At 73.7% G+C, this 22,475-nt stretch carries 16 protein-coding genes; 9 read left to right on the top strand and 7 right to left on the bottom strand.

Translation table 11 applies throughout. The features are described 5' to 3' along the window. Window positions 1-69: 69 nt before the first annotated feature. Entirely contained in the window at window positions 70-600 is a 531-nt protein-coding gene (locus GA0070215_RS08945) for a GNAT family N-acetyltransferase (protein ID WP_091043933.1), read from the top strand. A gap of 292 nt (window positions 601-892) precedes the next feature. Here the strand turns inward: GA0070215_RS08945 and GA0070215_RS08940 are convergent, their stop codons facing one another. Continuing rightward, the gene (locus GA0070215_RS08940) at window positions 893-2,083 is read right to left on the bottom strand and encodes a hypothetical protein (RefSeq protein WP_091044288.1); all 1,191 of its coding nucleotides are present in this window, start codon (window positions 2,081-2,083) and stop codon (window positions 893-895) included. A gap of 156 nt (window positions 2,084-2,239) precedes the next feature. On the opposite strand from GA0070215_RS08940, the gene GA0070215_RS08935 reads away from it, so the two are divergent. Together GA0070215_RS08935 and GA0070215_RS08930 are read left to right on the top strand one after the other, a co-directional pair. Further along, complete coding sequence (locus GA0070215_RS08935; protein WP_091043929.1) at window positions 2,240-4,144, top strand: DUF6311 domain-containing protein; 1,905 nt, start codon at window positions 2,240-2,242, stop codon at window positions 4,142-4,144. Then, window positions 4,102-5,886 carry a DUF6311 domain-containing protein gene (locus GA0070215_RS08930; RefSeq protein ID WP_091043926.1) on the top strand — a complete coding sequence of 595 codons (1,785 nt, stop codon included), beginning with the start codon at window positions 4,102-4,104 and terminating at the stop codon, window positions 5,884-5,886. The genes GA0070215_RS08935 and GA0070215_RS08930 overlap by 43 nt, the downstream gene beginning before the upstream one ends. A gap of 9 nt (window positions 5,887-5,895) precedes the next feature. Here GA0070215_RS08930 and GA0070215_RS08925 read toward each other — a convergent pair whose 3' ends face one another. Continuing rightward, on the bottom strand, window positions 5,896-7,785 hold the full coding sequence (locus GA0070215_RS08925) for a DUF6311 domain-containing protein (protein ID WP_208600311.1): 1,890 nt from the start codon (window positions 7,783-7,785) through the stop codon (window positions 5,896-5,898). Between the two features lie 93 nt (window positions 7,786-7,878). Between GA0070215_RS08925 and GA0070215_RS08920 the strand changes: the two genes are divergently transcribed. Beyond that, window positions 7,879-8,157 carry a hypothetical protein gene (locus GA0070215_RS08920; protein WP_244166923.1) on the top strand — a complete coding sequence of 93 codons (279 nt, stop codon included), beginning with the start codon at window positions 7,879-7,881 and terminating at the stop codon, window positions 8,155-8,157. On the opposite strand, the gene GA0070215_RS08915 is transcribed toward GA0070215_RS08920, so the two are convergent. After that, the gene (locus GA0070215_RS08915) at window positions 8,158-9,393 is read right to left on the bottom strand and encodes a peptidase C39 family protein (protein ID WP_091043919.1); all 1,236 of its coding nucleotides are present in this window, start codon (window positions 9,391-9,393) and stop codon (window positions 8,158-8,160) included. A gap of 381 nt (window positions 9,394-9,774) precedes the next feature. Between GA0070215_RS08915 and GA0070215_RS08910 the strand changes: the two genes are divergently transcribed. The 4 genes from GA0070215_RS08910 (at window position 9,775) to GA0070215_RS08895 (ending at window position 14,990) form a co-directional block, all read left to right on the top strand. Beyond that, complete coding sequence (locus GA0070215_RS08910; RefSeq protein WP_018788976.1) at window positions 9,775-10,443, top strand: response regulator transcription factor; 669 nt, start codon at window positions 9,775-9,777, stop codon at window positions 10,441-10,443. Continuing rightward, window positions 10,440-11,597, top strand: a complete 1,158-nt coding sequence (locus tag GA0070215_RS08905) for a sensor histidine kinase (RefSeq protein WP_018788977.1) — start codon at window positions 10,440-10,442, stop codon at window positions 11,595-11,597. The genes GA0070215_RS08910 and GA0070215_RS08905 overlap by 4 nt, the downstream gene beginning before the upstream one ends. A 209-nt stretch (window positions 11,598-11,806) precedes the next feature. After that, on the top strand, window positions 11,807-14,356 hold the full coding sequence (locus tag GA0070215_RS08900) for a malectin domain-containing carbohydrate-binding protein (RefSeq protein ID WP_091043914.1): 2,550 nt from the start codon (window positions 11,807-11,809) through the stop codon (window positions 14,354-14,356). Between the two features lie 247 nt (window positions 14,357-14,603). Further along, window positions 14,604-14,990, top strand: coding sequence for a VOC family protein (locus GA0070215_RS08895; protein WP_091043910.1), 387 nt, complete (start codon window positions 14,604-14,606; stop codon window positions 14,988-14,990). A gap of 56 nt (window positions 14,991-15,046) precedes the next feature. Here GA0070215_RS08895 and GA0070215_RS08890 read toward each other — a convergent pair whose 3' ends face one another. The 4 genes from GA0070215_RS08890 to GA0070215_RS08875 all read right to left on the bottom strand — a co-directional run bounded on the left by GA0070215_RS08890 (window position 15,047) and on the right by GA0070215_RS08875 (window position 20,682). Beyond that, window positions 15,047-15,817, bottom strand: a complete 771-nt coding sequence (locus GA0070215_RS08890) for a hypothetical protein (protein WP_018788981.1) — start codon at window positions 15,815-15,817, stop codon at window positions 15,047-15,049. A gap of 187 nt (window positions 15,818-16,004) precedes the next feature. Continuing rightward, window positions 16,005-18,068 carry a 3-hydroxyacyl-CoA dehydrogenase NAD-binding domain-containing protein gene (locus tag GA0070215_RS08885; protein ID WP_018788982.1) on the bottom strand — a complete coding sequence of 688 codons (2,064 nt, stop codon included), beginning with the start codon at window positions 18,066-18,068 and terminating at the stop codon, window positions 16,005-16,007. Next, window positions 18,065-19,258, bottom strand: coding sequence for a thiolase family protein (locus GA0070215_RS08880; RefSeq protein WP_018788983.1), 1,194 nt, complete (start codon window positions 19,256-19,258; stop codon window positions 18,065-18,067). The genes GA0070215_RS08885 and GA0070215_RS08880 overlap by 4 nt, the downstream gene beginning before the upstream one ends. Window positions 19,259-19,359: 101 nt before the next feature. Next, on the bottom strand, window positions 19,360-20,682 hold the full coding sequence (locus tag GA0070215_RS08875) for a ribonuclease D (protein ID WP_091043906.1): 1,323 nt from the start codon (window positions 20,680-20,682) through the stop codon (window positions 19,360-19,362). 232 nt (window positions 20,683-20,914) lie between these two features. On the opposite strand from GA0070215_RS08875, the gene GA0070215_RS08870 reads away from it, so the two are divergent. After that, window positions 20,915-22,435, top strand: coding sequence for a S1C family serine protease (locus tag GA0070215_RS08870; protein WP_091043901.1), 1,521 nt, complete (start codon window positions 20,915-20,917; stop codon window positions 22,433-22,435). Window positions 22,436-22,475: the final 40 nt, after the last annotated feature.

Below are 22,475 nucleotides of genomic sequence, written 5' to 3'. Positions count from 1 at the left end.
CTTGCACTTGCGGCCCTCCTGATGTCAGCTTCGCCCGATAAGGGAGGGCCGCAACCGCAAGATCGCCGGATGTCTGGTGTGGAGGAAGGGCTCGTGGAGGTACGGGAGGCGGGGCTCGGGGATCTTTCGAGGATCGTCGAGCTGCACAGTCGGGCGCGGGTCGCCTACTACGGGGCCGGTGGGCTGCCGGTCGGGGAGATTCTCACTCCGAAGCTGGCCCGGGAGCAGCGAGAGGGCTGGTCAGCGGCGGTCGCCTCGGCGCACAAGCGGGTGCGAGTCGCCATGGTGGACGGCGCCCTGGCCGGGGTGCTCGCCATGGGGCCGCCGCACTCGTCCGACCTGGATCCGCGGACCACCGCGCAGCTCTACCAGATCCACGTCGATCCGGAGCTCTGGGGCCGGGGCGTGGGTGGTGCGCTGCACGCGCTGTTCGTGCGTCACCTGGCGGACGAGGGGCTGGCGCTGGGAGTACTGGAGGTGTGGGAGCGCAACACCCGGGCCCGCGCGTTCTACACGCGCCACGGTTGGCGCCCCGACGGCACCTCCCGCCCCGGCCCAGCCCAAACCCCCTACCTAGGCATGCACCTACCTCACCCCTAGCGCGGCCCAGCCCTCCCGGCCCCGCCGATCTTGCACTTCCGGCCCCCAGCTTGCCCGTTTCGCCCTGATTGCAAGGGGCGCCAACTGCAAAATCGCCAGAGCTGGGGTGAGCATGCCCTGTTGACCAAGGAGTTTGGGTGCGCGCGAGGCCGCCTGGGTGACACAAACTCCTTGATCACCCGGGGCGGTGGGGTGATCGTGAGGTCGGCCGTGGATGGTGTCCGGTTTGTCGCTGTCAACTTCATGATCGACGGGGTGGGGCCGACCCGGGTGCGCGGGGCCGGAAGCGCGGTCAGGGGGTGGGGAGGGAGCGGTACCACGTCTTCTCGGTGCCGGCCAGGCTGAACGTCTGCCTCCGGTCGGTGTGCTCGACCACCACCAGGCCGGGACGGTCGACCAGGCGGGTCGTGCCGGGCGGGGCGGAGAACGAGGCGTCCCGGGTACGCCAGGACAGCACCGCCAGCGGCCGGCCCGGCATCGGCAGGTGGTACGCCTGAAGCGTGGTGGACATGTCGGCGGGCGAGACCACCGGGACGCCGCCGTCGGCCGGCCGGTAGACCACGGCCGTCATCGTCCCGGCCGGCGTCTCCCAGCTGAGCTGTTCCAACTCGCCCGGCTCACCGTCACCGAGGGCCACCGAACCGAGGGAACGCGTCGCGATCTTCGCCATCGGCCAGGACTCCGGCGCGGAGCGGGGCGCCTCCCGGTCGCCGATACGGCGCGGCACGCTGCCGAACGGGCCCCGCTCACCGGCCAGCACGCAGGTGTCCAGGCCGGTCAGCGCACGTCTGCCGGCACCCGTCTCGTCGCGTACCAGGGGGTAGCGGGGCGCTTCGGTCGCCGTACCCAGGTCGAGGACGCGGTCCGCGGCCCGGCCGCGCGGCAGCGACGGCGTGGGCCGCAGCGTCGCGGTCAGTTCGACGGCCCGGCAGTCCGGTACGGCGACCGGGTCGGTGACGCCGTCGGTGCTGCCGAGCACCTTGCCGTCGGGCCCGGTCAGCCGCTCGACGCGGGTCGAGGTGAGGTAGCGGCGGCCGTCGGGTTCCCGCACCGGCAGCACGTCGGAGTAGACCAGGTAGCCGGGGTCGGTGTACTCGGTGGCGTGGACGACCCGCCAGCGCTGCCCGTCCCGGCCGAGTTGCAGCAGCCAGGATGCGGCCTCGCCGGGGACGTCCGCGGCGACGAGCGCGAGCGCCGACCCGGCGACCTGACCGGAGAAGAGGATGCCGGAGGTGGGCACGTGCACCCGGTCGTCCACCGGGGAGCGCCAGTCGCGTACCGCAGTGGTGATCGCGGCGGTCGCCGCGGTGTCCCGGGCGAGGCTGCCGCGCGGCGGCCACACCGCGAGGGTGCCGTCGAGACTGTCGTAGCCGACCCGCAGGTCCGCCGGCTGCCGTTCGGCGACCGGCCCGCAACCGGCCGTGACCAGCAGCAGAGCTGCCAGCGCGGTGCCCGTCGTAGCGCCTCGGCGGGCTGAAAGCACCCTGATCCCCTCGCCGGTCGTCGGTCGGAAGCCCACATGGTACGAGACGACAGGTCACCCGGCCGCGCCCGGCTCACCCTTTCGGCTGACCGGCCACTGCGGAACGTGATGCGCGATTCGGGTGTCAATATCCGGCTCCGGTAGACTCCGCCGACTGTGACGCCTGCCGAGACCCGCGCCGCCTCGACGCCGGACGCCGCCGCCCCGACGGGCCACCGCGCCGTCACCCTGGACCCGCCACCGGTCACCGTCGCCGAGCCGGAACCGGCCACCACCACCGAGCCGGCCACGCCCGAGGCGCCGGGCGCACGGCGCGCGCGCCGGTGGACCCGCCGCCGGATCGACCTCACCGTGTACGGCGGATTCCTGCTCGCCGCGATCTGGGTCACCAGCGGCATCTGGGCCGACCCGGCCGGGCGGGTGGCCGCGCTCTACAGCAGCGACCCGGCGCAGGTGCAGTTCTTCCTCGCCCACTCGGTACGGGTGGTGCTGCACGGCGAGTTCCCGTTCTTCACCGAGCAGTTCAACTACCCCGACGGCGTCAACCTGATGGCGAACACCGCCATCCTGGCGCTGGGCATCCCGATGGTGCCGGTGACCCTCCTGTTCGGACCGGCGGTCACCTTCGTCACGCTGGTCACGCTCGGCCTGGCCGGCACCGCCGCCGCCTGGTACCGGGTGCTGTCCCGGCACCTGATCCGGCACCGCCCGGCCGCCGCCGTGGCGGCCTGGTTCTGCGGTTTCTCCCCGGCCATGCTGTCGCACGCCAACTGGCACCCGAACATCATCAGTCAGTTCCTGCTGCCGTTCATCGTGTGGCGGGTGCTGGTGCTGACCCGGTCGGCCCGGCCGGTCCGCGACGGCGTGCTGCTGGCGCTGCTGGTGACCGCGCAGGCGTTCATCAACGAGGAGATCCTGCTCTTCACCGCGCTGGCCCTGGGCGTGTTCCTGATCGCCGTGGTGGTGCAGCAGCGCGAGCGGTGGACGACCGCCTGGCGGCCGCTCGGCGCGGGGCTGGCGGTCTGCGCGGCGCTGGCCGGGGCGCTGCTGGCGTACCCGCTGTGGGTGCAGTTCGCCGGGCCGATGGCGTACCACGGGCTCAGCGACGCGGTACGCGACTACGGCAACGACATCGCCGCGTTCTTCGCGCCCGGCTCGCCCACGTTCGGCGGCAACGAACGCGCCAACGTCAACCTCGCGCCGAACTACTCGGAGGAGAACGCGTTCTTCGGCTGGAGCCTGTCGCTGCTGGTCGTGGGCATCGTGGTGTGGCTGCGGCGGGACGTGATCGTCCGCGCGCTCGCCGCCACCGGGCTGTTCTTCGCCGTGCTCTCCCTCGGCGAGCGGATCTCCTGGTGGGACCGCGAGATCGCCACCGGCCCGTGGGAGCTGCTGGTCCGGCTGCCGCTGCTCGACGCCGTGGTGCCGACCCGCTTCGGCCTGATCACCGGCGTGACGGTGGCGATCCTGCTCGCGTACGCGGTGCGGCGCGCCTGGGCGCTGCGCGGCGTGGACCGGCGTACCGCCCGCAAGCTCACCGCCGCGGGCCTGGTCCTCGCGTTGCTGCCGATCGCACCGATGCCGTTGAAGGTCACCACGCGGGAGCCGGTGCCGGAGTTCATCACCGCCGACCGGTGGCGCAAGTACGTCGGGCCGGACCAGACGCTCGTCTCCGTGCCGGTGCCCGCGATGGGCAACACCGACCCGATGCGCTGGGCGGCCAGCACCAACCTCGACTTCAAGATCCCCGGCGGCTACTTCCTCGCGCCGCGCAACGGCGTCACCGGCGACCCCGGGCGCTTCGGCGGCCGGCCCAGCGGCATCGGCGAGATGTTGCGGGAGGTATCGTCCACCGGCCGTACGCCGAAGCTGGACGACCGCCAGCGCCGTCGCTACCTGGACGAGCTGCGGCACTGGAACGCGGCGGTGGTGGTGCTGCCGCGCGACGAGCAGAACGCCGAGCCGCTGCGCCGCACCGTGGAGCAGTTGGTCGGCCCCGGACGGCAGGAGCTGGACGTGTGGCTGTGGGACGTGCGGAAACTGACCGACCGGACCGCCTGACCGAACCGGCGGTCCCCGCCCCCGCGCCCCGCCGTCGCCGGCCCCGCCCGGCCGACGTGCTGGTGGTGGCCGGCTACCTCGGTCTCGCCGTCCTGCTCACCACCGGCCAGTGGCGCCGGCCGGAACGGCTGTTCCACCAGGCCGGCGACCAGATGCTGTTCGAGTGGATGTTGGCCCGGGCCGCCCGCGCGGTCACCGGCGGCGAGAACCCGTTGTGGAGCGGCGCGCTGAACGCCCCGGACGGGGTGAACCTGATGGCGAACACGTCGGTGCTCGGGCTGGGTGTGCCGCTCACCCCGGTCACAGTCGTCTTCAGCTCCCAGGCGGCCTTCCTCGTCGCCGTGACGCTCAGCCTGGCCGGCACCGCCACCGCCTGGTACGCGCTGCTCGCCCGCCGGCTGGTCCGCTCCCGGGCCGCCGCCGCGGTGGGCGGCCTGTTCTGCGGCTTCGCCCCCGGCATGGTGGCGCAGGCCGGCGCGCACCTGCACATGGCCGCCCAGTTCCTGGTGCCGGTGATCCTCGCGCTGGTGTTCCGCCCCGCCACCGATCGGGTCCGGCGCGACGGCGTGCTGCTCGGGCTCGCCGTCGCCTACCAGGTGTTCCTCGGCGAGGAGGTGCTGGTCTTCCTGGCGCTCGCCGCCGGGGTGTTCGCCGGGGCGTACGCGCTCGCCGACCGGGCCGCCGCCCGCCGGCTGGCGCCCGTGGTGGCCCGCCGGTTGGGCATCGGCGCGCTGGTGGCGGGCGTGCTGCTGGCGTACCCGCTGTGGTTCCAGTTCGCCGGCCCGGGCCACTACCGGGGGATGCCGTTCCACACCGGGGGCTACCGGCTGGACGTGGTCTCGTTCGTCACCACCGCCCGGCAGAGCGTCGCCGGGGACGCCCGCCGGGCCGGGTTGCTGTCACCGAACCCGACCGAGCAGAACTCGTTCCTCGGCCCGTTCCTGCCGCTGCTGGCCGTCCTCGTGGTGGTGCGGCTGTGGCGGCGCCCGCTGGTGCGCGCGCTCGCCGCGTGCGGCCTGCTGTTCGCGCTGCTGTCGCTCGGTTCGCCGGTGGTGGTGAACCGGCACGACACCGGGCTGCCCGGCCCGTACCGCCTGCTCGCCGACGTGCCGCTGCTGGACCTGGTGGTGCCGGCGCGGTTCGCGCTGGTCTGCGTGCCGGTGCTCGGGGTGCTGCTGGCGCTCGCAGTGGACCGGGTCCGGCGCGGCGGCGTGCGCACCTGGGCGCCGTGGGCCGGCGCGGTCGCCGTCGCGCTGCTGCCGCTGGCGCCGACGCCGATCCGCACGGTGCCGGTCACGCCGGTCCCGGCCGTGGTGTCCGGCGGCGGGTGGCGGGAGTACGTGCCGGCGGGCCGGACGCTGGTGCCGGTGCCACCGGTGACCGGGGCGGCGGTCAGCCCGGCCATGTTCTGGTCGGCGCGCACCGCGCTGGCGTTCGACGCGCCGGGCGGCTACTTCATCGGCCCGCGGTCGGCAGGCGACCCGGCCGCCCGCTGGGGCGCGCCGGACCGGCCCACGTCGCTGCTGCTGCGCCGGGCCGCCGAGACCGGCCGGGTGCCGCCGGTCGGTGCGGCGGAACGCCGGCAGGCGGTCGACGACCTGCGGCACTGGCGGGCGGCGGCACTGGTGCAGGCCGACTCGTCACCCGGCGACCCGGTGCGTACCACGGTGGACGCGCTGGTCGGCCCCGGCCGGGACGTGCCCGGCGGGTACCTGTGGGACGTCCGCCCGCTCGTCGGCTGACCGGCGGGGTCACACCCGGTCGCGGACGTCCCAGATCCACACGTCGTCCACCCGCTGTGGCGGGCCGAGCAGTTCGGCCATGAGGTCGCGCAGCACCGCCTCGCGCGGACCGGCCCCGAGCACCACCACCGAGGCCCGCCAGAAGCGCAGGTCCTCCACGGCCTGGCGGCGGTTCTCCGCGGTGATCTCCGGCACCTCGCCCGCGTCCATGGTGGAGTAGATGAGCGTGCTGGTGGGCCGGTTCGGGGCGCCGAAGACACCTTCGCCGCGCTCGTTCGGCCCGATGAAGTAGCCACCCGGGATCGGGAACTCGTGCCCGGTCAGCGCGCTCCAGCGCAGCGTGTGCAGCCCGTGCACGTTGCTGGGGATCGGCACCGGCACGAGCGTGCGGCCCTGCGGTACGTACGGCCGCCAGCCGCCGGCGGTGATGAAGTGCGGCGGCGGGTCGATCCGCTCCGCCGGCAGCGGACGCGGGATCAGCGGCACCAGGGCGGCGGCGATCGCGACGAACCCGGCCAGGCGCAGCACCCGGCGGCGCGTGTCGCGCGCGGCCGTCCCGCGGTCGCCGCTCTCGTCGTCCGCGCCCTCGTCGTCCGCGCCCTCGTCGGCGGCGGTGCGGGGGGCGGGCACCGGCGGGCGGCCGGCCCCGGCTAGCCTGTCCCAGGCCAGGGCGAGCAGCACACCGACGGCGGCCACCACGACCAGGCTCAACCGGGTCGGCATCATCATCTCGACCAGCGGCAGGTCGTCCGGCACGTACGCCCACGGCCCGTCGATGTCGGTCTCCGCGCCGTTGAACCGGACCACCGGGCCGATCGAGGCGGTCGTGAACACGACCACCAGCACGGCCAGGATCCGGGCCGGCACCGAACGGCGGACCAGCAGCACCAGCGCGGCCAGCGCCACCAGCACCAGCGGCCAGCCGAACCAGGTGTTCTGCTCGGTCAGGCCGATGGTCTTCTCCACCGCCTCGTCGCCGGCGACGGTGTCCCGGGCGAACGTGACGAAGGCGACCAGGTCCTCGCCCCAGTTGTGGAAGACCCCACCCTGCAGGCCCCGGTAGGACTGCGGGCCGTTGAACTGGAACCAGATCGGGTACGCGGTCAGCAGCAGCGCCAGGCCGCCGCCGAGACCGAGCGCGGCCAGGAACGACCCGGCCCGCTCGCGGGCCGCGCGGGGCCGCTGCACCGCGTACGCCACCACGACGACCAGGCAGGCCAGCGCCGTGAGCAGCAGCATCTCCTCGTTGATGAAGATCTGGTACGCGACCAGCAATCCGAGTGCCGTCCCGTTGCGCCGCCAGCGGCCCGGCTCGCCCAGCCGCAGCACCCGGGCCACGATCAGCGGCAGGAGGAAGTTCGACACGAAGTTGGGCTGTCCGTTGGCGTGGTGCACGATGCCCGGCGCGAAACCGAGGAACGCGCCGCCGACGAACGCGGCGGCCCGGGATTGGACCAGGTGCCGGGACAGCACCCAGTACGACGTGGCGGCGGTCGCGGACAGCGCGGCGCCCAGGTAGAGCGCGTAGATCACCTGTGGGCCGAGTAGCAGCGTCAGCGGCGCCAGCGGCAGCGTCACCCCGAGCAGCGAGGTGTTCGCCATCATGTTCACCCCGTCCGGCGCGTTCTGCCGGGTGGTGAACAGCGGGTTCTCCAGGTGCTGCACCGAGTACGCGCCGTGCGCGAACAGCCACTCGAACCAGCTGTGGTCGGTGGGCAGGTGCGAGGAGACCCGGTTCTCGACGTCGCCCCAGTAGTTGAGGCAGACGAGAACGCCGAGCAGCACATAGGTGCCGATGGCCAGCAGGTCGGCGCGGGCCGGCCGGCGACGGGCGCGGCGTGGCGGGTCGGCCACGACGGGGTCCGCCTCGACGGGCGAGGGGTTCAACGAGGGGTCCACCACGGGCACGGCCACGACGCGCCATCGTACAGGCGGTTCGTCACGCGACCGGTCTCGGTCGGGCGGCGGCCCGGCGCGCGGGAGAGGATGGTAGTGGCCGTCATCGATCTGGCAGAGCTGCGCGACGAGGCACCGCCAGGTCCGGCGCCCCGCCCGGCCGTCCGGCCTGGTCGGACGAGCGGTGGGCCGCTGCTCGGGCTGCGCACGCTCACCGAGGACCGGACGCTCGTCGGCGCGCTGGACGTGGCGGCCGGGCAGGTACGGAGCCGGGGGATCCTGCCCGGCGCCAGCTCCGAGTGCGCGGACACGGGTACGGAACCGGTGTGCCTGCGCCCCACCGGCGGCATGGCGATCTGGCCGGTCGGCCGCTGATCACCAGTTCGCCTGTGCCGGGGCCGGGGGCAGCGGCGTCGACTCGGGACGCAGCACGTACGCGATCCCGCCGCTGCCCGCCTGCCAGGCGCTCTCGAACGGCCCGCGCGCAACGGTGCGGCGGACCCGCTCGTCGTCCGGCGCGTACGGGTCGTTGAGCACCGGGTCGCCCTCGGCGGTGAAGCCGGCCAGCACCATGAGGTGTCCCCGGGTGTCGTAGTCCAGGCCGGGCACCTGGCCGGCGGTGAACGCGGCCGAGACGATCAGGGGGATGCCGGCGGCCACGAACCGTTCCGCCTCGGTCAGCGAGCGCAGCCGGGTGACGAAGGCGTCCACCCCGTGCGTCGCCGCGTACGCCGTGTTGAACGGCCAGTTGCCGGGCCCGCCGTAGGCGTGGTCGTAGCAGTGCCGGGCGGCGTGCATGACCTGCGGGCGCGGGCCGGGGGGCGCCACCCAGGCGTACCGGTCCGGCGTGGGCCCGGTGCCCCAGAAGTCGAGCACCATGGATACGCAGGTGGGGCTGCACCAGGAGTCACCGCCGCCACCCCAGCGGGTCTCCCCGGCGGCGTGCAGCCGTTGCGCGTACCGCGGCACGTCCAGCACGCGCCCCCACGCGCGGATGTCTCCGGTCCCAGCCTCCGCGCTGCGGGCGTTCGCGCTGCGGGCCTCCGCGCTGCGGGCGTTCGCGTCGTCGGTCTCCGCGCCGACCGGCGGGTCGGCGGAGGCGAGCACCCCCACCGTGCGCAACGCCGGGCCGGCGGGTGCGTCGAGCCGGCGCAGCAGGGTCACCCGGACCTGCCAGCCGGTCGCCGTCGCGCCGGTCACCCGCAGTGTGTCGGCGGCGACCCGCGCCCGGTCGTCCTCCTGCCCGGGTACGGAGGCGCGGTGCACGGCGCTGTCGTCGGCGGCCCAGTGGCCCAGCTCGTACCAGCCGGTGGTGGCCGCGTCGTCGGCCCAGCCGCGCAGGTCGACCTGCAGCCAGCAGCCGGGCGGGGTGTCGGCGGTCCAGGAGGGCACCAGTTCGGTGACCGCGAAGCCGGCGGGCGTCACGGGGGAGGTCCAGGTGCCGGCGGCGTACTCGGCAGTGGTCCCGGAGTGCGGGTCGGTGTGCGTGACGCGGCCGGCCGCGCCGTCGAGGGTCAGGCCGCCCGGCCCGGCGCGCAGCCCGTCCGCGCGACCCCGGTCCCGGTCCGCCGGGAAGCGGAACCGGCGGTACGCGACGTCGCGACCGCTCATCGGGAACCCGCCCGGCGTGACCGTGACCTGTGCCTGCTACGCCTGTCGATCATCGCCGCCGAGCATCGCGTACCCGAAGGTTTTCTGCAATGGCGGCCGGTGCCGCCGCCCGCGATCGGCCCACCGCGGCGCTGTCACCGACAGTGGCCGAAGTGCGCCCACGGGATGATCCCCCGCGGAGGGACATCCCCGCCGTCGGGGACCGATGTGATGTTTCTGCTGGTCGCGACGATACGGTCGGCCGGTCGTCCCATGCGGTCGAGCAAGCACTCGTCACGGTGCGTGACTTGCCGGTGGGGCGCTCATCGGCGGCCGGCTCCTCCGGCGGCGGGTTTTACCTGCCGCACTAGGTTGTCAGGGGTCACGAGGTGGGAGGCCGGGATGCGGGTACTGGTGGTCGAGGACGAGCGCAACCTCGCCGACGCGATCGCGCGCGGGCTGCGCAAGCGCGGGATGGCAGTCGACGTCGCCTACGACGGCGACGCCGGGCACGAGGCGGCGTTCGTCACCCGCTACGACGTGGTGATCCTGGACCGCGACCTGCCCGGCGTGCACGGCGACCGGATCTGCGCCGACCTGGCCGCCTCCGGCGCGCTGACCCGGGTGCTGATGCTGACCGCCAGCGGCACCGTCGCCGACCGCGTCGAGGGGTTGCAGCTCGGCGCCGACGACTACCTGGCCAAGCCGTTCGCGTTCGACGAGCTGGTGGCCCGGGTGCAGGCGCTCGGCCGCCGGGCCACCCCGGCCGCGCCGCCGGTGCTGGAGGTGGCCGACCTGGTGCTCGACCCGGCCCGCCGGGTGGTGAGCCGGGGCGGCGTGCCGCTCGACCTCACCAACAAGGAATTCGGCGTGCTCGCCGAGCTGCTCAAGGCGCGTGGCGCGGTGGTGTCCAGCGAGGAGCTGCTGGAACGGGTCTGGGACGCCAACACCGACCCGTTCACCACGATCGTGCGGGTCACCGTGATGACACTGCGCAAGAAGCTCGGAGACCCGCCGCTCATCGACACCGTGGTGGGCGCGGGCTATCGCATCGGCGGGGTACGGCAGTGAGCGCGCGCCGGGTACGGCCGACGCTGCGGCTGCGGCTGACCCTGCTCAACGGCGTGCTGCTGGTCGGCGCCGGGGCGATCCTGGTGCTGCTGGCCTGGCTGCTGGTCCGCGACGCGCTGCGCCCCACCGACGAGCTGCTGCCCGGCACCACAGTGGTGCTCACCGACGGGCGGACGCTCGACGCCGGGCAGTGGCAGCGGCAGTTGGTGGACGCCGCATCCCAGGAACTGCTGGTCAAGGGGCTGCTCGCGCTGGCGGCGATCAGCGTTGTCGGAGTGGCCGGGGCGTACCTGGTGGCCGGGCGGGCGCTGCGCCCGCTGCACCAGGTCACCGCCACCGCCCGCCGGCTCGGCGAGGCCACACTCGACGAGCGGATCGGCTGGTCCGGCGCCGACGACGAGGTGGCCGAGCTGGCCGAGACGTTCGACGCCATGCTCGACCGGATCAGCGGCGCGTTCGAGGCGCAGAAGCGGTTCGTCGCGAACGCCTCGCACGAGCTGCGGACACCGCTGGCGGTGATGCGTACCGAAATCGACGTGACACTCAGCGACGACGACGCCGACCTCGCCGAGTACCGGCGCATGGCCGGCGTGGTGCGCGACGCCTCCGAGCGCGCCAACGGCCTGGTCGACGCGCTGCTGGTGCTGGCCCGCAGCGAGGCGCAGACCGGCCGGCGGCTCGGCCGCCGTGCCGAGTCGGACCTCGCCATCGGCACCGCGAACGCGCTGTCGGCGGTCTCCCGGGAAGTGGAGCGCATCGGCCTCAAGGTGCACACCTCGCTGCGCCCCGCGCCGGTGGTCGGCGACCCCGGGCTGCTCGACCGGCTCGCCGGCAACCTGGTGGAGAACGCGGTCCGTTACAACCACCTGCACGGCCGGATCTGGGTGCGTACCGGCACCGACGGGGAACGGTCCTGGCTGGTGGTGGGGAACACCGGCTTCGAGGTCGCCCCGGCCGACGTACCCGGGCTGTTCGAGCCGTTCAGGCGCGGCGGACAGGAACGCACCGGCGCACGTGGCTCCGGTCTCGGCCTGTCGATCGTGCGGGCCGTCAGCGACGCGCACGGCGGCACGGTGAAGGCGGTCGCCCAGCCCGGCGGCGGCCTGGAGGTGACAGTGACGCTTCCGTCGGCCGACCCGGCGGCGGCCACCTGACCGCCGACCGACCCGGCCCGCCCGGCCGGTGAGACGGCCTCACCTTTTCGTGCGGACGGCCTCGGCTGTCCTGGCCGGTGCGGGCGGTGGTCGGCCCCCGGCGGCACGGTGGTCGGGCAGAATGCGCCGCCAGTGCTGGACGCGGAGCCGGTGATCAACGGAGAGTGAGCGCAGCGACACCTCATCCCGCTCACCCACCGGAGCTGCCCGTGACCCACCCCCCGGCCCCGCGCCGCCGCCGTCTCCTCGCGGTCCTCACCGCCGGCGCCCTCACCGCCGCCGGCCTCTCGCCGGCCACGCCCGCGGCAGCCGCCGCCGTGCCCGGCCACGACGCAGTGGTCCACACCGTCCCCTCCGCCGCCTCGCCCGACGTCCAGGACGGCTCGGTCGACGCGATCCACGACGCCGGTACGAAGATCATCGCGGGTGGCTCCTTCACCCAGGTGCAGAACCGGAACTCCGACGTCGACATCCCCCGCGACTACCTGCTCGCCTTCGACAAGGCCACCGGACAGGTGGACGCCGCCTTCGCGCCCACGCTCGACAACGAGGTGACGGCGGTCGTGGCCGGGCCCACGGCGGGCACCGTCTTCGTCGCCGGCAAGTTCAACACCGTCAACGGCGTGACCCGGCGCAAGGTCGCCCTGCTCGACGTCGCCACCGGGGCGGTCGTCACCAGCTTCGCGCCGCCGGCGTTCAACGGGCTGATCAAGGACATCGCGCTCGTCGGCGACCGGCTGCTGGTCGGCGGCATCTTCACCACGGCCGGCAACCCCAACCCGCGCGGCGGGCTCGCCTCGCTCGACGCCACCACCGGCGCGGTCGACGGCTACCTCACGACCACGCTGACCGAGAACCACAACTGGGACGGCGTCAGCGGTGCCAAGGCCGGCGTCGGCGCGGAGAAGCTCGCCGTCTCCCCGGACGGCACGCAGCTCGTCGTCATCGGCAACTTCAAGAAGGCCGACGGGGTGCTGCACGACCAGATCGTCAAACTCGACCTGGGCGCCACCGCCGCCACCGTCACCGACTGGAACACAGCCCGCTACACGCCGCGCTGCAAGTGGCAGTCGTTCGACTCGTACGTCCGCGACGTCGCGTTCTCCCCGGACAACAGCTACTTCGTGGTGGTCACGACCGGCGCCCCCTACGGCGGGACGCTCTGCGACACCGCGGCCCGCTGGGAGGCCGGCGCGACCGGCGACAACCTCCAGCCGACCTGGGTCGACTACAGCGGCGGCGACACGTTCCTGTCCGTCGGCATCAGCGAGCAGGCCGTCTACGTCGGCGGTCACCTCCGCTGGCTCAACAACACCACGGGCACCGACAACGCCCGCGCCGGCGCGGTCGGCCGGGCCAGCATCGCCGCGCTCGACCCGGCCAACGGCCTGCCGCTGTCCTGGAACCCGGGCCGGCACCCGCGCGGCATCGGCGCCTCGGAGATGCTCGTCACCGACGCCGGGCTCTGGATCGGCGGCGACACGCTCTGGATCGGCAACTTCCAGTACCGGCGGGAGCGGATCGCGTTCTTCCCGCTCGCCGGTGGCAAGGCGCCGCACCCGACCACCACCGCGACACTGCCCGGCAACGTGTACCAGGCCGGCCTGCCGAAGCCGACAAACGTGCTGTACCGGGTGAACGCGGGTGGCCCGGTGGCCGCCGCCGGCGACGGCGGACCGGACTGGGCAGCCGACACCAACTCCAGCCCCAGCCCCTACCACAACACCGGCAGCTCGGCCTCCGGCTTCACCACGGTCGGCAGTCTGGACGCGACGGTACCGGTCGGCACCCCGGCCGCCCTCTACAGCAGCGAGCGGTACGACCCGGCCGGCGGCGCGGAGATGCTCTGGCAGTTCCCCGTGCCCACCGGCACCGAGGTGCACGTGCGGCTCTACCTGGCCAACCGGTACGACGGCACCTCAGCCCCGAACACCCGCGTCTTCGACGTGGCGCTGGACGGCACCGTCGTCCTGGACGACCTGGACCTGTCCGGCGGCGTCGGGCACAACGTGGGCACCATGCGGGAGTTCACGGTGACCAGCGACGGCACCGTCGACATCGAGTTCCGGCACGTCAAGGAGAACCCGCTCGTCAACGCCGTCGAGATCGTCAAGACCGGGCCTCCGCCGGCCGGCACCGGCGAGGAGGTGCAGGTCCGCTCGTACGACGGGCTGACCGGCGTCGGCACCCCCAGCCCGGTGGCGAACCCGGACGGGACCGTGTGGTCCGCCACCCGCAACGCCTTCTGGGTCGGCGGGACGCTGTTCTACGGCGCCGACGGCGCGCTGTGGCGGCGCACGTTCGACGGCACCACGTTCGGCACGCCGGAACTGGTGGACCCGTACCACGACCCGTACTGGGACAACGTGATCACCAACTCGGGACCGGCCGGGCAGACATACGTCGGCGCGACCACCGGCTTCTACGCCGAGATCCCGAACGTGACCGGCATGTTCTCCACCGGCGGGCGGCTCTACTACACGCTGACCGGGCAGAACGGCCTGTTCTGGCGCTGGTTCACGCCGGACAGCGGCGTGGTCGGTGCCGACCGGTTCTCCGTGGCCGGGGCGAGCGGGTTCTCCGACGCGGGTGCCGTCTTCGTGGCCGGCTCGACGCTCTACAAGGTCAACCGGAGCACCGGTGACCTGTCCGCCGCCGACTGGGCGAACGGCGCTCCGTCGGGGGCGTTCACGGTGCGCAGCGGCCCGGCGGTCGACGGCGTCGACTGGCGCGCCAAGGCGGTCTTCGTCGGCCCGTAAGGAAGGGCACCTTCTTAACGCCTCAGGTAGAGGAAGGGCCCCTTGTTAACACCTGGCTGTTAACAAGGGGCCCTTCCTTGCACCCAGGCGGGGTTGTGGGCGCCGCGGGGCGGTGGAATGATCATCGGGGTCAGCTCGAGAGGTGGAAGGGGGTGTGGTCGATGTCCGTCGTGAACCGTCCCGCGCCCCGCGTTCCCCGCTGACGTTCCCACTGTGCCGGGGCGCGCTCCCCACAGGAGGAAGCACCGTGAGTGCACAGATCCACTGCGTGACAGTCGAAACCGGCGACCCGTACGCCCTGGCCGGCTGGTGGGCCCGCGTACTCGACCGCCGGCTCGCCGACGACGACCACCCGGGCGACCCGGAGGCGGTCCTCGCCGCACCCGGCGGGCACGGCCCCGACCTGCTGTTCGTCCGGGTGGACGAGCGGCACGGAAAGGGCGCGTTCCACCTCGACCTGCACCCGGCCGAGGGCACCCGGGACGAGGAGGTGGCGCGGCTGCGCGGCCTCGGCGCCACGCCGGTGGCCGACCGGCGCCGGCCGGACGGGATCGGCTGGGTGGTGCTGGCCGACCCGGAGGGCAACGAGTTCTGCGTCTGCCGGAGCCCCGCCGAGCGGGCCGCGTCCGCCTGATCCGGAAACGGCACCGGGCCCCGCCGTCACGCGGGGGCCCGGTGCCGTGACGGGTGTCAGTCCTGCTTCTCGATCTCGCCGCGCATCGTCACGAACTCCGACTGGAGCTCGGCCGCGGACGTGAAGTAGACCACCACCATGCCGAGGCTGCCCCGGTCGGCCCAGATGCAGACGGCCACCGGCACGTCCGACGCCTTGCCGTCGGAGCACTTGGCGTCGCCGCCCAGTGGGCCCGCGTCGACCGTCTTGAAGTCCTTCGTGGCCAGATCCGGGGTGACCGCCGCGGTGGCGTCGGCCAGTTCCTGCTTCGGGTCCGCCATGACGCCGGACACCGCGACGATCATGACCAGGTCCTTCTTGGCCGGGTCGCCGTAGAAGGCGCCGACGGTGCTGGTCGCGTCCGGCACGTTCTTGCTGAGTTCGGACTTCATCTGCGCCGCGGCGGTCTGCAGCTGCGGGTCGGTGACCTTCGCCCGGCCGCCGAGTGTCTGCGGCTCGACCACCCGGGTCTTGGTGGCGGTGACCACCTCCTTGACGGTGTCCTTCGTGACGAGGTAGGCGGCGACACCGCCGCCGACGCAGAGCACCAGGACCACCGCGAGGACGATCAGCAGAACCTTGCCGACGCCGGACTTCTTCGGCGGGACCGGCGCACCGAGCTGGCCGCCGTACTGCTGCTGCGGGTAGTGGCCGGCGTACTGCTGCTGCGGAGTCTGCGGGTAGTCACCGCCGTACTGCGGCTGCTGCTGCGGCGGCGGGTAGCCACCGGGCTGTTGCTGAGGAGAGGGGTAGTTGCCGGAGTAGGGACTGGACGGCGGCTGGGACATGTCGGCAGCTCCTGTGAGAAAACTGGGCGCGTGATCGTAGCCAGCCTCAGCGTCCGCCCGCTGTCCGCCCGAGGGCGGCGACGCCAAACCGCTACCTACCCGTGACCTGGCCGCAGACGCCGATCGCGGTGGCCGGACCGTCCGGAACGGACAGCCCGACCACCGCGATCGATGCGATGCGGTCGCGTCAGCGCAGGCTTGCCGCGCCGCGCGGCAGGAACCGCTTGCCGGTCACCCGTTCGGAGGTGCCGGTCCGGTCCAGGTACGGCGTGACGCCGCCCAGGTGGAACGGCCAGCCGGCGCCGAGGATCATGCAGAGGTCGATGTCCTGCGCCTCGGCGACGACGCCCTCGTCGAGCATGAGCCGGATCTCCTGCGCCAGCGCGTCCAGCGCGTTCTGCCGGACCTGCTCGGCGGTGAGCGGCTCGTCGCCGACCACCAGCAGCTTCGCCACCTCGTCGTTGATCTGGTCGTCGACCACGATCGGCTGGCCCGAGTCGGCGATCCGCTTGAGGTTCTCGCTGACGCCGAACCGGTCCGGGAACGCCTCGTGCAGGGTGCCGCCGACGTGGTACGCCACCGCCGGCCCGACGAGCTGGAGCAGCGCCAGCGGACGCATCGGCAGGCCCAGCGGGTCCAGCGCGCTGTTCGCCACGTCCAGCGGGGTGCCCTGGTCGACGGCCGCGAACACGGTGCCGAGGAAGCGGGTCAGCAGCCGGTTCACCACGAACGCCGGGGCGTCCTTCACCAGCACCGACGACTTCTTGAGCTGCTTGCCGACCGCGAACGCGGTGGCCAGCGTGGCGTCGTCGGTCCGCTGGCCGCGGACGATCTCCAGCAGCGGCAGCACCGCGACCGGGTTGAAGAAGTGGAAGCCGACCACCCGCTCCGGGTGCTCCAGCTCGGCGGCCATCTCGGTGATGGACAGCGAGCTGGTGTTGGTGGCGAGCACCGCCTCCGGCTTGACGATCTTCTCCAGTTCGGCCCAGACCTGCTTCTTGACGCCCAGGTCCTCGAAGACGGCCTCGATGACGAAGTCACAGTCGGCAAATACGGACTTGTCGACCGAGCCGGACACCAGGCCGTACAGCTTGGCCGCGGTGCCCTTGTCCATCCGGCCCTTGCTGACAGCCTTCTCGATCTGGGCGTGTACGTAGCCGACACCCTGGTCCACCCGGGACTGATCCAGGTCGGTCAGCACGACCGGCACCTGAAGACGCCGGGCGAACAGCAGCGCGAGCTGGCTGGCCATCAGGCCGGCGCCGACGATGCCCACCTTGGTGACCGGGCGGGCCAGGCCCTTGTCCGGCGCGCCGGCCGGGCGCTTGGCCCGCCGCTGCACCAGGTCGAAGGCGTACAGGCCGCTGCGCAGCTCCTCGGAGAAGACCAGATCCGCCAGGGCCTCGTCCTCCGCCGCGGTGCCGGTGGCGAAGTCGGCGTCCTTCGCCGTCTCCAGCAGGTCCAGCGCCTTGTACGCGGACGGGACCGCGCCGTGCAGCCGCTGGTCCAGGGTCTGCCGGGCGAAGTAGAGCACGCCCGCCCACATGTCCTTGTCGACCTCGGGACGGGTCACGGTGACCTCGCCCCGGACCACGCCGGCGGCCCACTCCAGCGACCGCTCCAGGAAGTCGGCCGGCTCCAGCAGCACGTCCGCGATGCCCATCTCGGCAGCCTGCTTCGGCTTGAGCATCTTGTTCTGCATCAGCGGGTTCTGGATGATCACCTGCGTGGCGGCCGGGATGCCGATCAGGTTCGGCAGCAGCTGCGTACCGCCCCAGCCGGGGATCAGGCCGAGCGAGACCTCGGGCAGCGCCAGGGCCGCCGCGCCCGCCGACAGCGTGCGGTAGTGGCAGTGCAGCGCCAGCTCCAGGCCGCCGCCCATCGCCGCGCCGTTGACGAACGCGAAGGTGGGTACGCCGCTGTCCTTGAGCCGGGCGAAGACGCGGTGGCCGAGCCGCCCGATCTCCAGCGCCTGCTCGCGGTCCTCCAGCGCGGGCAGGCTGGTGATGTCCGCGCCCACGCAGAAGATGTACGGCTTGCCGGTGACCGCGATGAACGCCGGCTCCGCCGCCAGTGCGGCGGTGATCGCCTCGTCCAGGCTGGTCAGTCCGGCCGGGCCGAAGGTGTTCGGCTTGGTGTGGTCGAAGCCGTTGTCCAGGGTGATGAGGGCTGCGGGCCGGTCCAGCCCGGGTACGGCCACCTGGCGCAGCAGCGCCTTGGTGACGACCTCGTTCGGTGCGGCGAGGCTCACTGCGACTCCTCCCAGTGCGGGTTCTCCCAGATCACGGTGCCGCCCATGCCGATGCCGATGCACATGGCGGTGAGGCCGTAGCGGACCTCGGGGTGTTCGGCGAACTGGCGGGCGAGCTGGGTCATCAGCCGGACGCCGGAGGACGCGAGCGGGTGGCCGATGGCGATCGCGCCGCCCCACGGGTTGACCCGCGGGTCGTCGTCGGCGATGCCGAAGTGGTCGAGGAAGGCGAGCACCTGCACCGCGAACGCCTCGTTCAGCTCGAACAGGCCGATGTCGTCGATGCCCAGGCCGGCGATGCGCAGCGCCTTCTCGGTCGACGGGATCGGGCCGACGCCCATCACCTCGGGCTCGACGCCGACGAAGCCGAACGACACCAGGCGCATGCCGATTGGCAGGCCCAGCTCGCGGGCGGTGTCCTCGGCCACCAGCAGCGCGGCGGTGGCGCCGTCGTTCAGGCCGGCCGCGTTACCGGCGGTGACCTTGCCGTGCGGCCGGAACGGGGTCTTCAGGCCGGCCAGCTTCTCCATCGAGGTGTCCCGGGGCGCCTCGTCCACGCTGGCCAGGCCCCAGCCCGCCTCCGGGTCGCGGACCGCCACCGGCACCAGGTCGCCCTGGAGCTTGCCGTTGGCGTACGCCTTCGCGGTCTTCTGCTGGGACGCCAGCGCGAACGCGTCGGTGCGCTCCTTGGTGATGTGCGGGACGCGGTCGTGCAGGTTCTCCGCGGTGGAGCCCATCACCAGGGCGGACGGGTCGACCAGCTTCTCCGCGACGATGCGCGGGTTGGGGTCGACGCCCTCGCCCATCGGGTGGCGGCCCATGTGCTCGACGCCGCCGGCGATGGCCACGTCGTACGCGCCCATGGCGATGCCGCCGGCCACTGTGGTGACGGCGGTCATCGCGCCGGCGCACATCCGGTCGATGGCGAAGCCGGGCACGGTCTTGGGCAGGCCGGCCAGCAGGGCGGCGGTGCGGCCGATGGTCAGGCCCTGGTCACCGATCTGGGTGGTGGCGGCGATGGCCACCTCCTCCACCTTCTCCGGCGGCAGTTGCGGATTGCGGCGCATCAGCTCACGGATGCAGCGGATCACCAGATCGTCGGCGCGGGTGTTGGCGTACATCCCACCCGCCTTGCCGAACGGGGTACGGACGCCGTCGACGAAGACGACATCCCGGACTTCACGGGGCACTTGGAGCCTCCCTCGGCACGGGCATTTCCCCGGATGCTACTCGCCAGTAACCAAACGTGGCACCACCCCCCGCGTGGCCCACCTCACACCCGCCGTCGACGTTACTGCTGGGGAGTGCGCAGCGCCTCGGTAAGAGCAGACAGCAGCAGCCCGATCTGCCACTCGCGGGCGCCGAACCCGCGCAGCGTCTCCGCGACCGTCTCGTCGGTGATCTCCGCGGGCGGCTGCCACGCCAACCGGCGGATCGAGTCCGGCGAGATCAGGTTCTCCGCCGGCAGCCGGTGTGCCCCGGCGGTGCCGATCACCACCTCCCGGGCCCGGGCCAGCCGCCCGGCCGCCACCGGGTCGCGCTCGGCCCACCGGTGTGGCGGAGGCGGCCCCTCCACGGCCGGGCTGACCGGCAGCGCGTCGTCCGGCAGCCGACGCGCGTCATCGAGCGCCGCGAGCCAGGTACGCGCCAGCCGGCGCACCGACCGCCCGCCGAACCCGGGGAGCGTGAGCAGCGTCTTCTCGTCCTTCGGGTCCAGCTCGGCGGCGGCCACGATGGCCGAGTCGGGCAGCACCCGGCCCGGCGCGGCGTCCCGGCGGACGGCGATCTGGTCCCGCGCGTACCAGAGGGAACGCACCCGGGCCTGGGCCCGCGCGCCGCGGACCCGGTGGATGCCGGAGGTGCGCCGCCACGGCTCGGCGCGCACGCGCGGCGGGCGGGCGCCGCCCCGCACCAGCGCGTCGAACTCCTCCGCCGCCCAGCCGGACTTGCCCTGCCGCTGCAACTCCTCGTCCAGCGCGTCGCGCAGGTCCACGAGCAGTTCCACGTCCAGAGCCGCGTACGTCAGCCAGGACTCCGGCAGCGGCCGGCTGGACCAGTCGGCGGCGGAGTGGTGCTTCTCCAGGCTGAACCCGAGCAGCTGTTCGGTCAGCGCGGCCAGGCCGACCCGCTCGAACCCGGCCAGCCGGGCGGCCAGTTCGGTGTCGAACAGCCGGCGCGGGCGCAGCCCCACCTCGGCCAGGCAGGCGAGGTCCTGGCTGGCCGCGTGCAGCACCCACTCGGTCTCGGCGATCACCGCGTCCAGGGCGGACAGGTCGGGCAGCGGCAGCGGGTCGATGAGCGCGGTGCCGGCACCGCCGCGGCGCAGCTGCACCAGGTAGGCGCGCTGGCTGTAGCGGTAGCCGGAGGCGCGTTCGGCATCGAGGGCCACCGGGCCGGTGCCGGCGGCGAAACGGGCCACCACCTCGTCCAGCTCGGCGGGTGTGGCCACCGGGGCGGGCGTGCCGTCGCGCGGCGCGGTCAGGGGGACGGCCGCGCCCGGGTCGGTCTCGGTCCCCGCGTCCGCCGGCTCCGGCAGGGCCGACGTCGGATGGGCGGGAGCCTCTCCGGTACGGCTTTCGGCGGCCCGACGGCGCAGGGGTGGTTCGTCGGTCACCTGACAACCCTAGTAGGCCGGACGATCCGGTGTGCGCAGCCGGTCGGGCGCGTGTCGGCGCGATGGCCGTCAGATGACCGCCGAAAATGCGGGTTGCGGTGCCGTGAGAGGGTCGGACAAGGGGGAAGACAAAGCTCGTTCCCGCCGGTACGGTCCATCGAGCCGCGAACGGCGTACGGGTGCCGCAGCGGGTCGGGGGCGTCGGCGAAGCCGGCGGGGAGGACGGTCGAGCATGACAGGCGGGTACGGAACCGGCGACGACGTGCCGGGGCACGGCGGCGGCGACACGGCAGCCGACCGGCCGGGGCCGCTGCCGCCGCGCTTCGCCCCGCCCACCGGTCCGGCCCCGGCGCCGGGATCGTTCCCCGGTGGATCCGAGTGGGGCGGTACGCCCGGCCACCCGGCGCGAGCCGCCGTCCAGCCGCCCGCCGGCTACCCGGGCCGACCGGACCCGGCCGGCGGGCCGCCGCCGACGCCCAACGCGGCCTCGTCCGGCGTCGCGACCCCGCCCGCCCCGGCCCAGCCGTCGCCCTACGGCGCCGCATCCGGTCAGCCGCCCTACGGCGCCGCATCCGGTCAGCCGTCCTACGGCGCCGCGTCCGGTCAGCCGTCCTACGGCGGTGCGCCGGCCGAGCCGGGCCGGTCGTCCTACGGCTTCGGGCCGGCCCAGCCGCCGTCCTCCGGCGCCGTGCCGGCGCAGACCTCCCGGCCCGCCGCCGCGGCGTACCCGGGACAGCCGGCCGCCTCGCCGTCCTATCCGGGCGGGCCGGGAGCGCCGTCGTATCCGGGCTCGTCCGGCAGCGGTCCGTCGTATCCGGGTCAGCCCGTGTCCGGGCCCGCGTATCCGGGCCAGCCCGTGTCCGGGCCCGCGTATCCGGGCCAGCCCGTGTCCGGGCCGTCCCAGCCGGGCCCCGCGTACCCCGGTCAGCCCGCGCCCATCGGCGGCTTCGGCGCACCGGCGGCCGGTCCGGCGTCCCGGCGCAGCCGGGTGGCGGTGGTGGCGCTGACCCTGGCCGCGGTGCTGACGGTGGTCACCGGCGTGCAGGCGTACCAGATCTACCGGCTAGACGACCGGCTCGCCGCCGCCGACAAGCGGATGGCCGAGGGGCAGGGCGCGGACGCCGGCCGGCTCGACGGCCTGGAGGAGCGCGCCGGCAGCCTGGAGAAGCAGGCCGATGCCGCCTTCAACCCGGAGGCGGTGGCGAGCGCCGTGCTGCCGAGCGTGTTCCGGGTGCGGGCCGGGCAGTTCACCGGTACGGCGTTCGCCGTCGGCAAGGCCCCGTCGGGCGGCGGCACCACGCTGCTGACGAACTTCCACGTGGTCGAGTCGGTCTTCACCGCGGGTGAGCGCAAGGTGTTCCTGGAGCGCAAGGACCAGCGGTTCGAGGCGACCATCATCGCCACCGACAAGGACAAGGACCTGGCGCAGCTGCGGACCACCGCGAAGTTCACCGGGCTGGTCGCCGCCCGCAACCCGGTGCGGTCCGGCCAGCAGATCATCGTGGTCGGCGCGCCGCTCGGGTTGCAGGACAGCGTCACCACGGGCGTGGTCAGCGCGTTCCGCGAGGACGAGCGCGGCGGCGGTCCGGTGATCCAGTTCGACGCGCCGATCAATCCGGGCAACTCCGGCGGCCCGGTGATCAACGGTTCGAAGGAGGTCGTCGGCATCGCCACGGCCAAGGCCCGCAACGCCGAGGGCATCGGGCTCGCGGTGCCGATCAAGACCGCCTGCGACCGGTTCCGGCTCTGCTGACCGGTGGCCACACCGGCCCGGCCCCACCCATCGACCCCGG

Source organism: Micromonospora marina, from assembly GCF_900091565.1.
Taxonomy (GTDB): Bacteria; Actinomycetota; Actinomycetes; order Mycobacteriales; family Micromonosporaceae; genus Micromonospora; species Micromonospora marina.
This window is presented reverse-complemented; position numbering and strand designations above follow the sequence as displayed.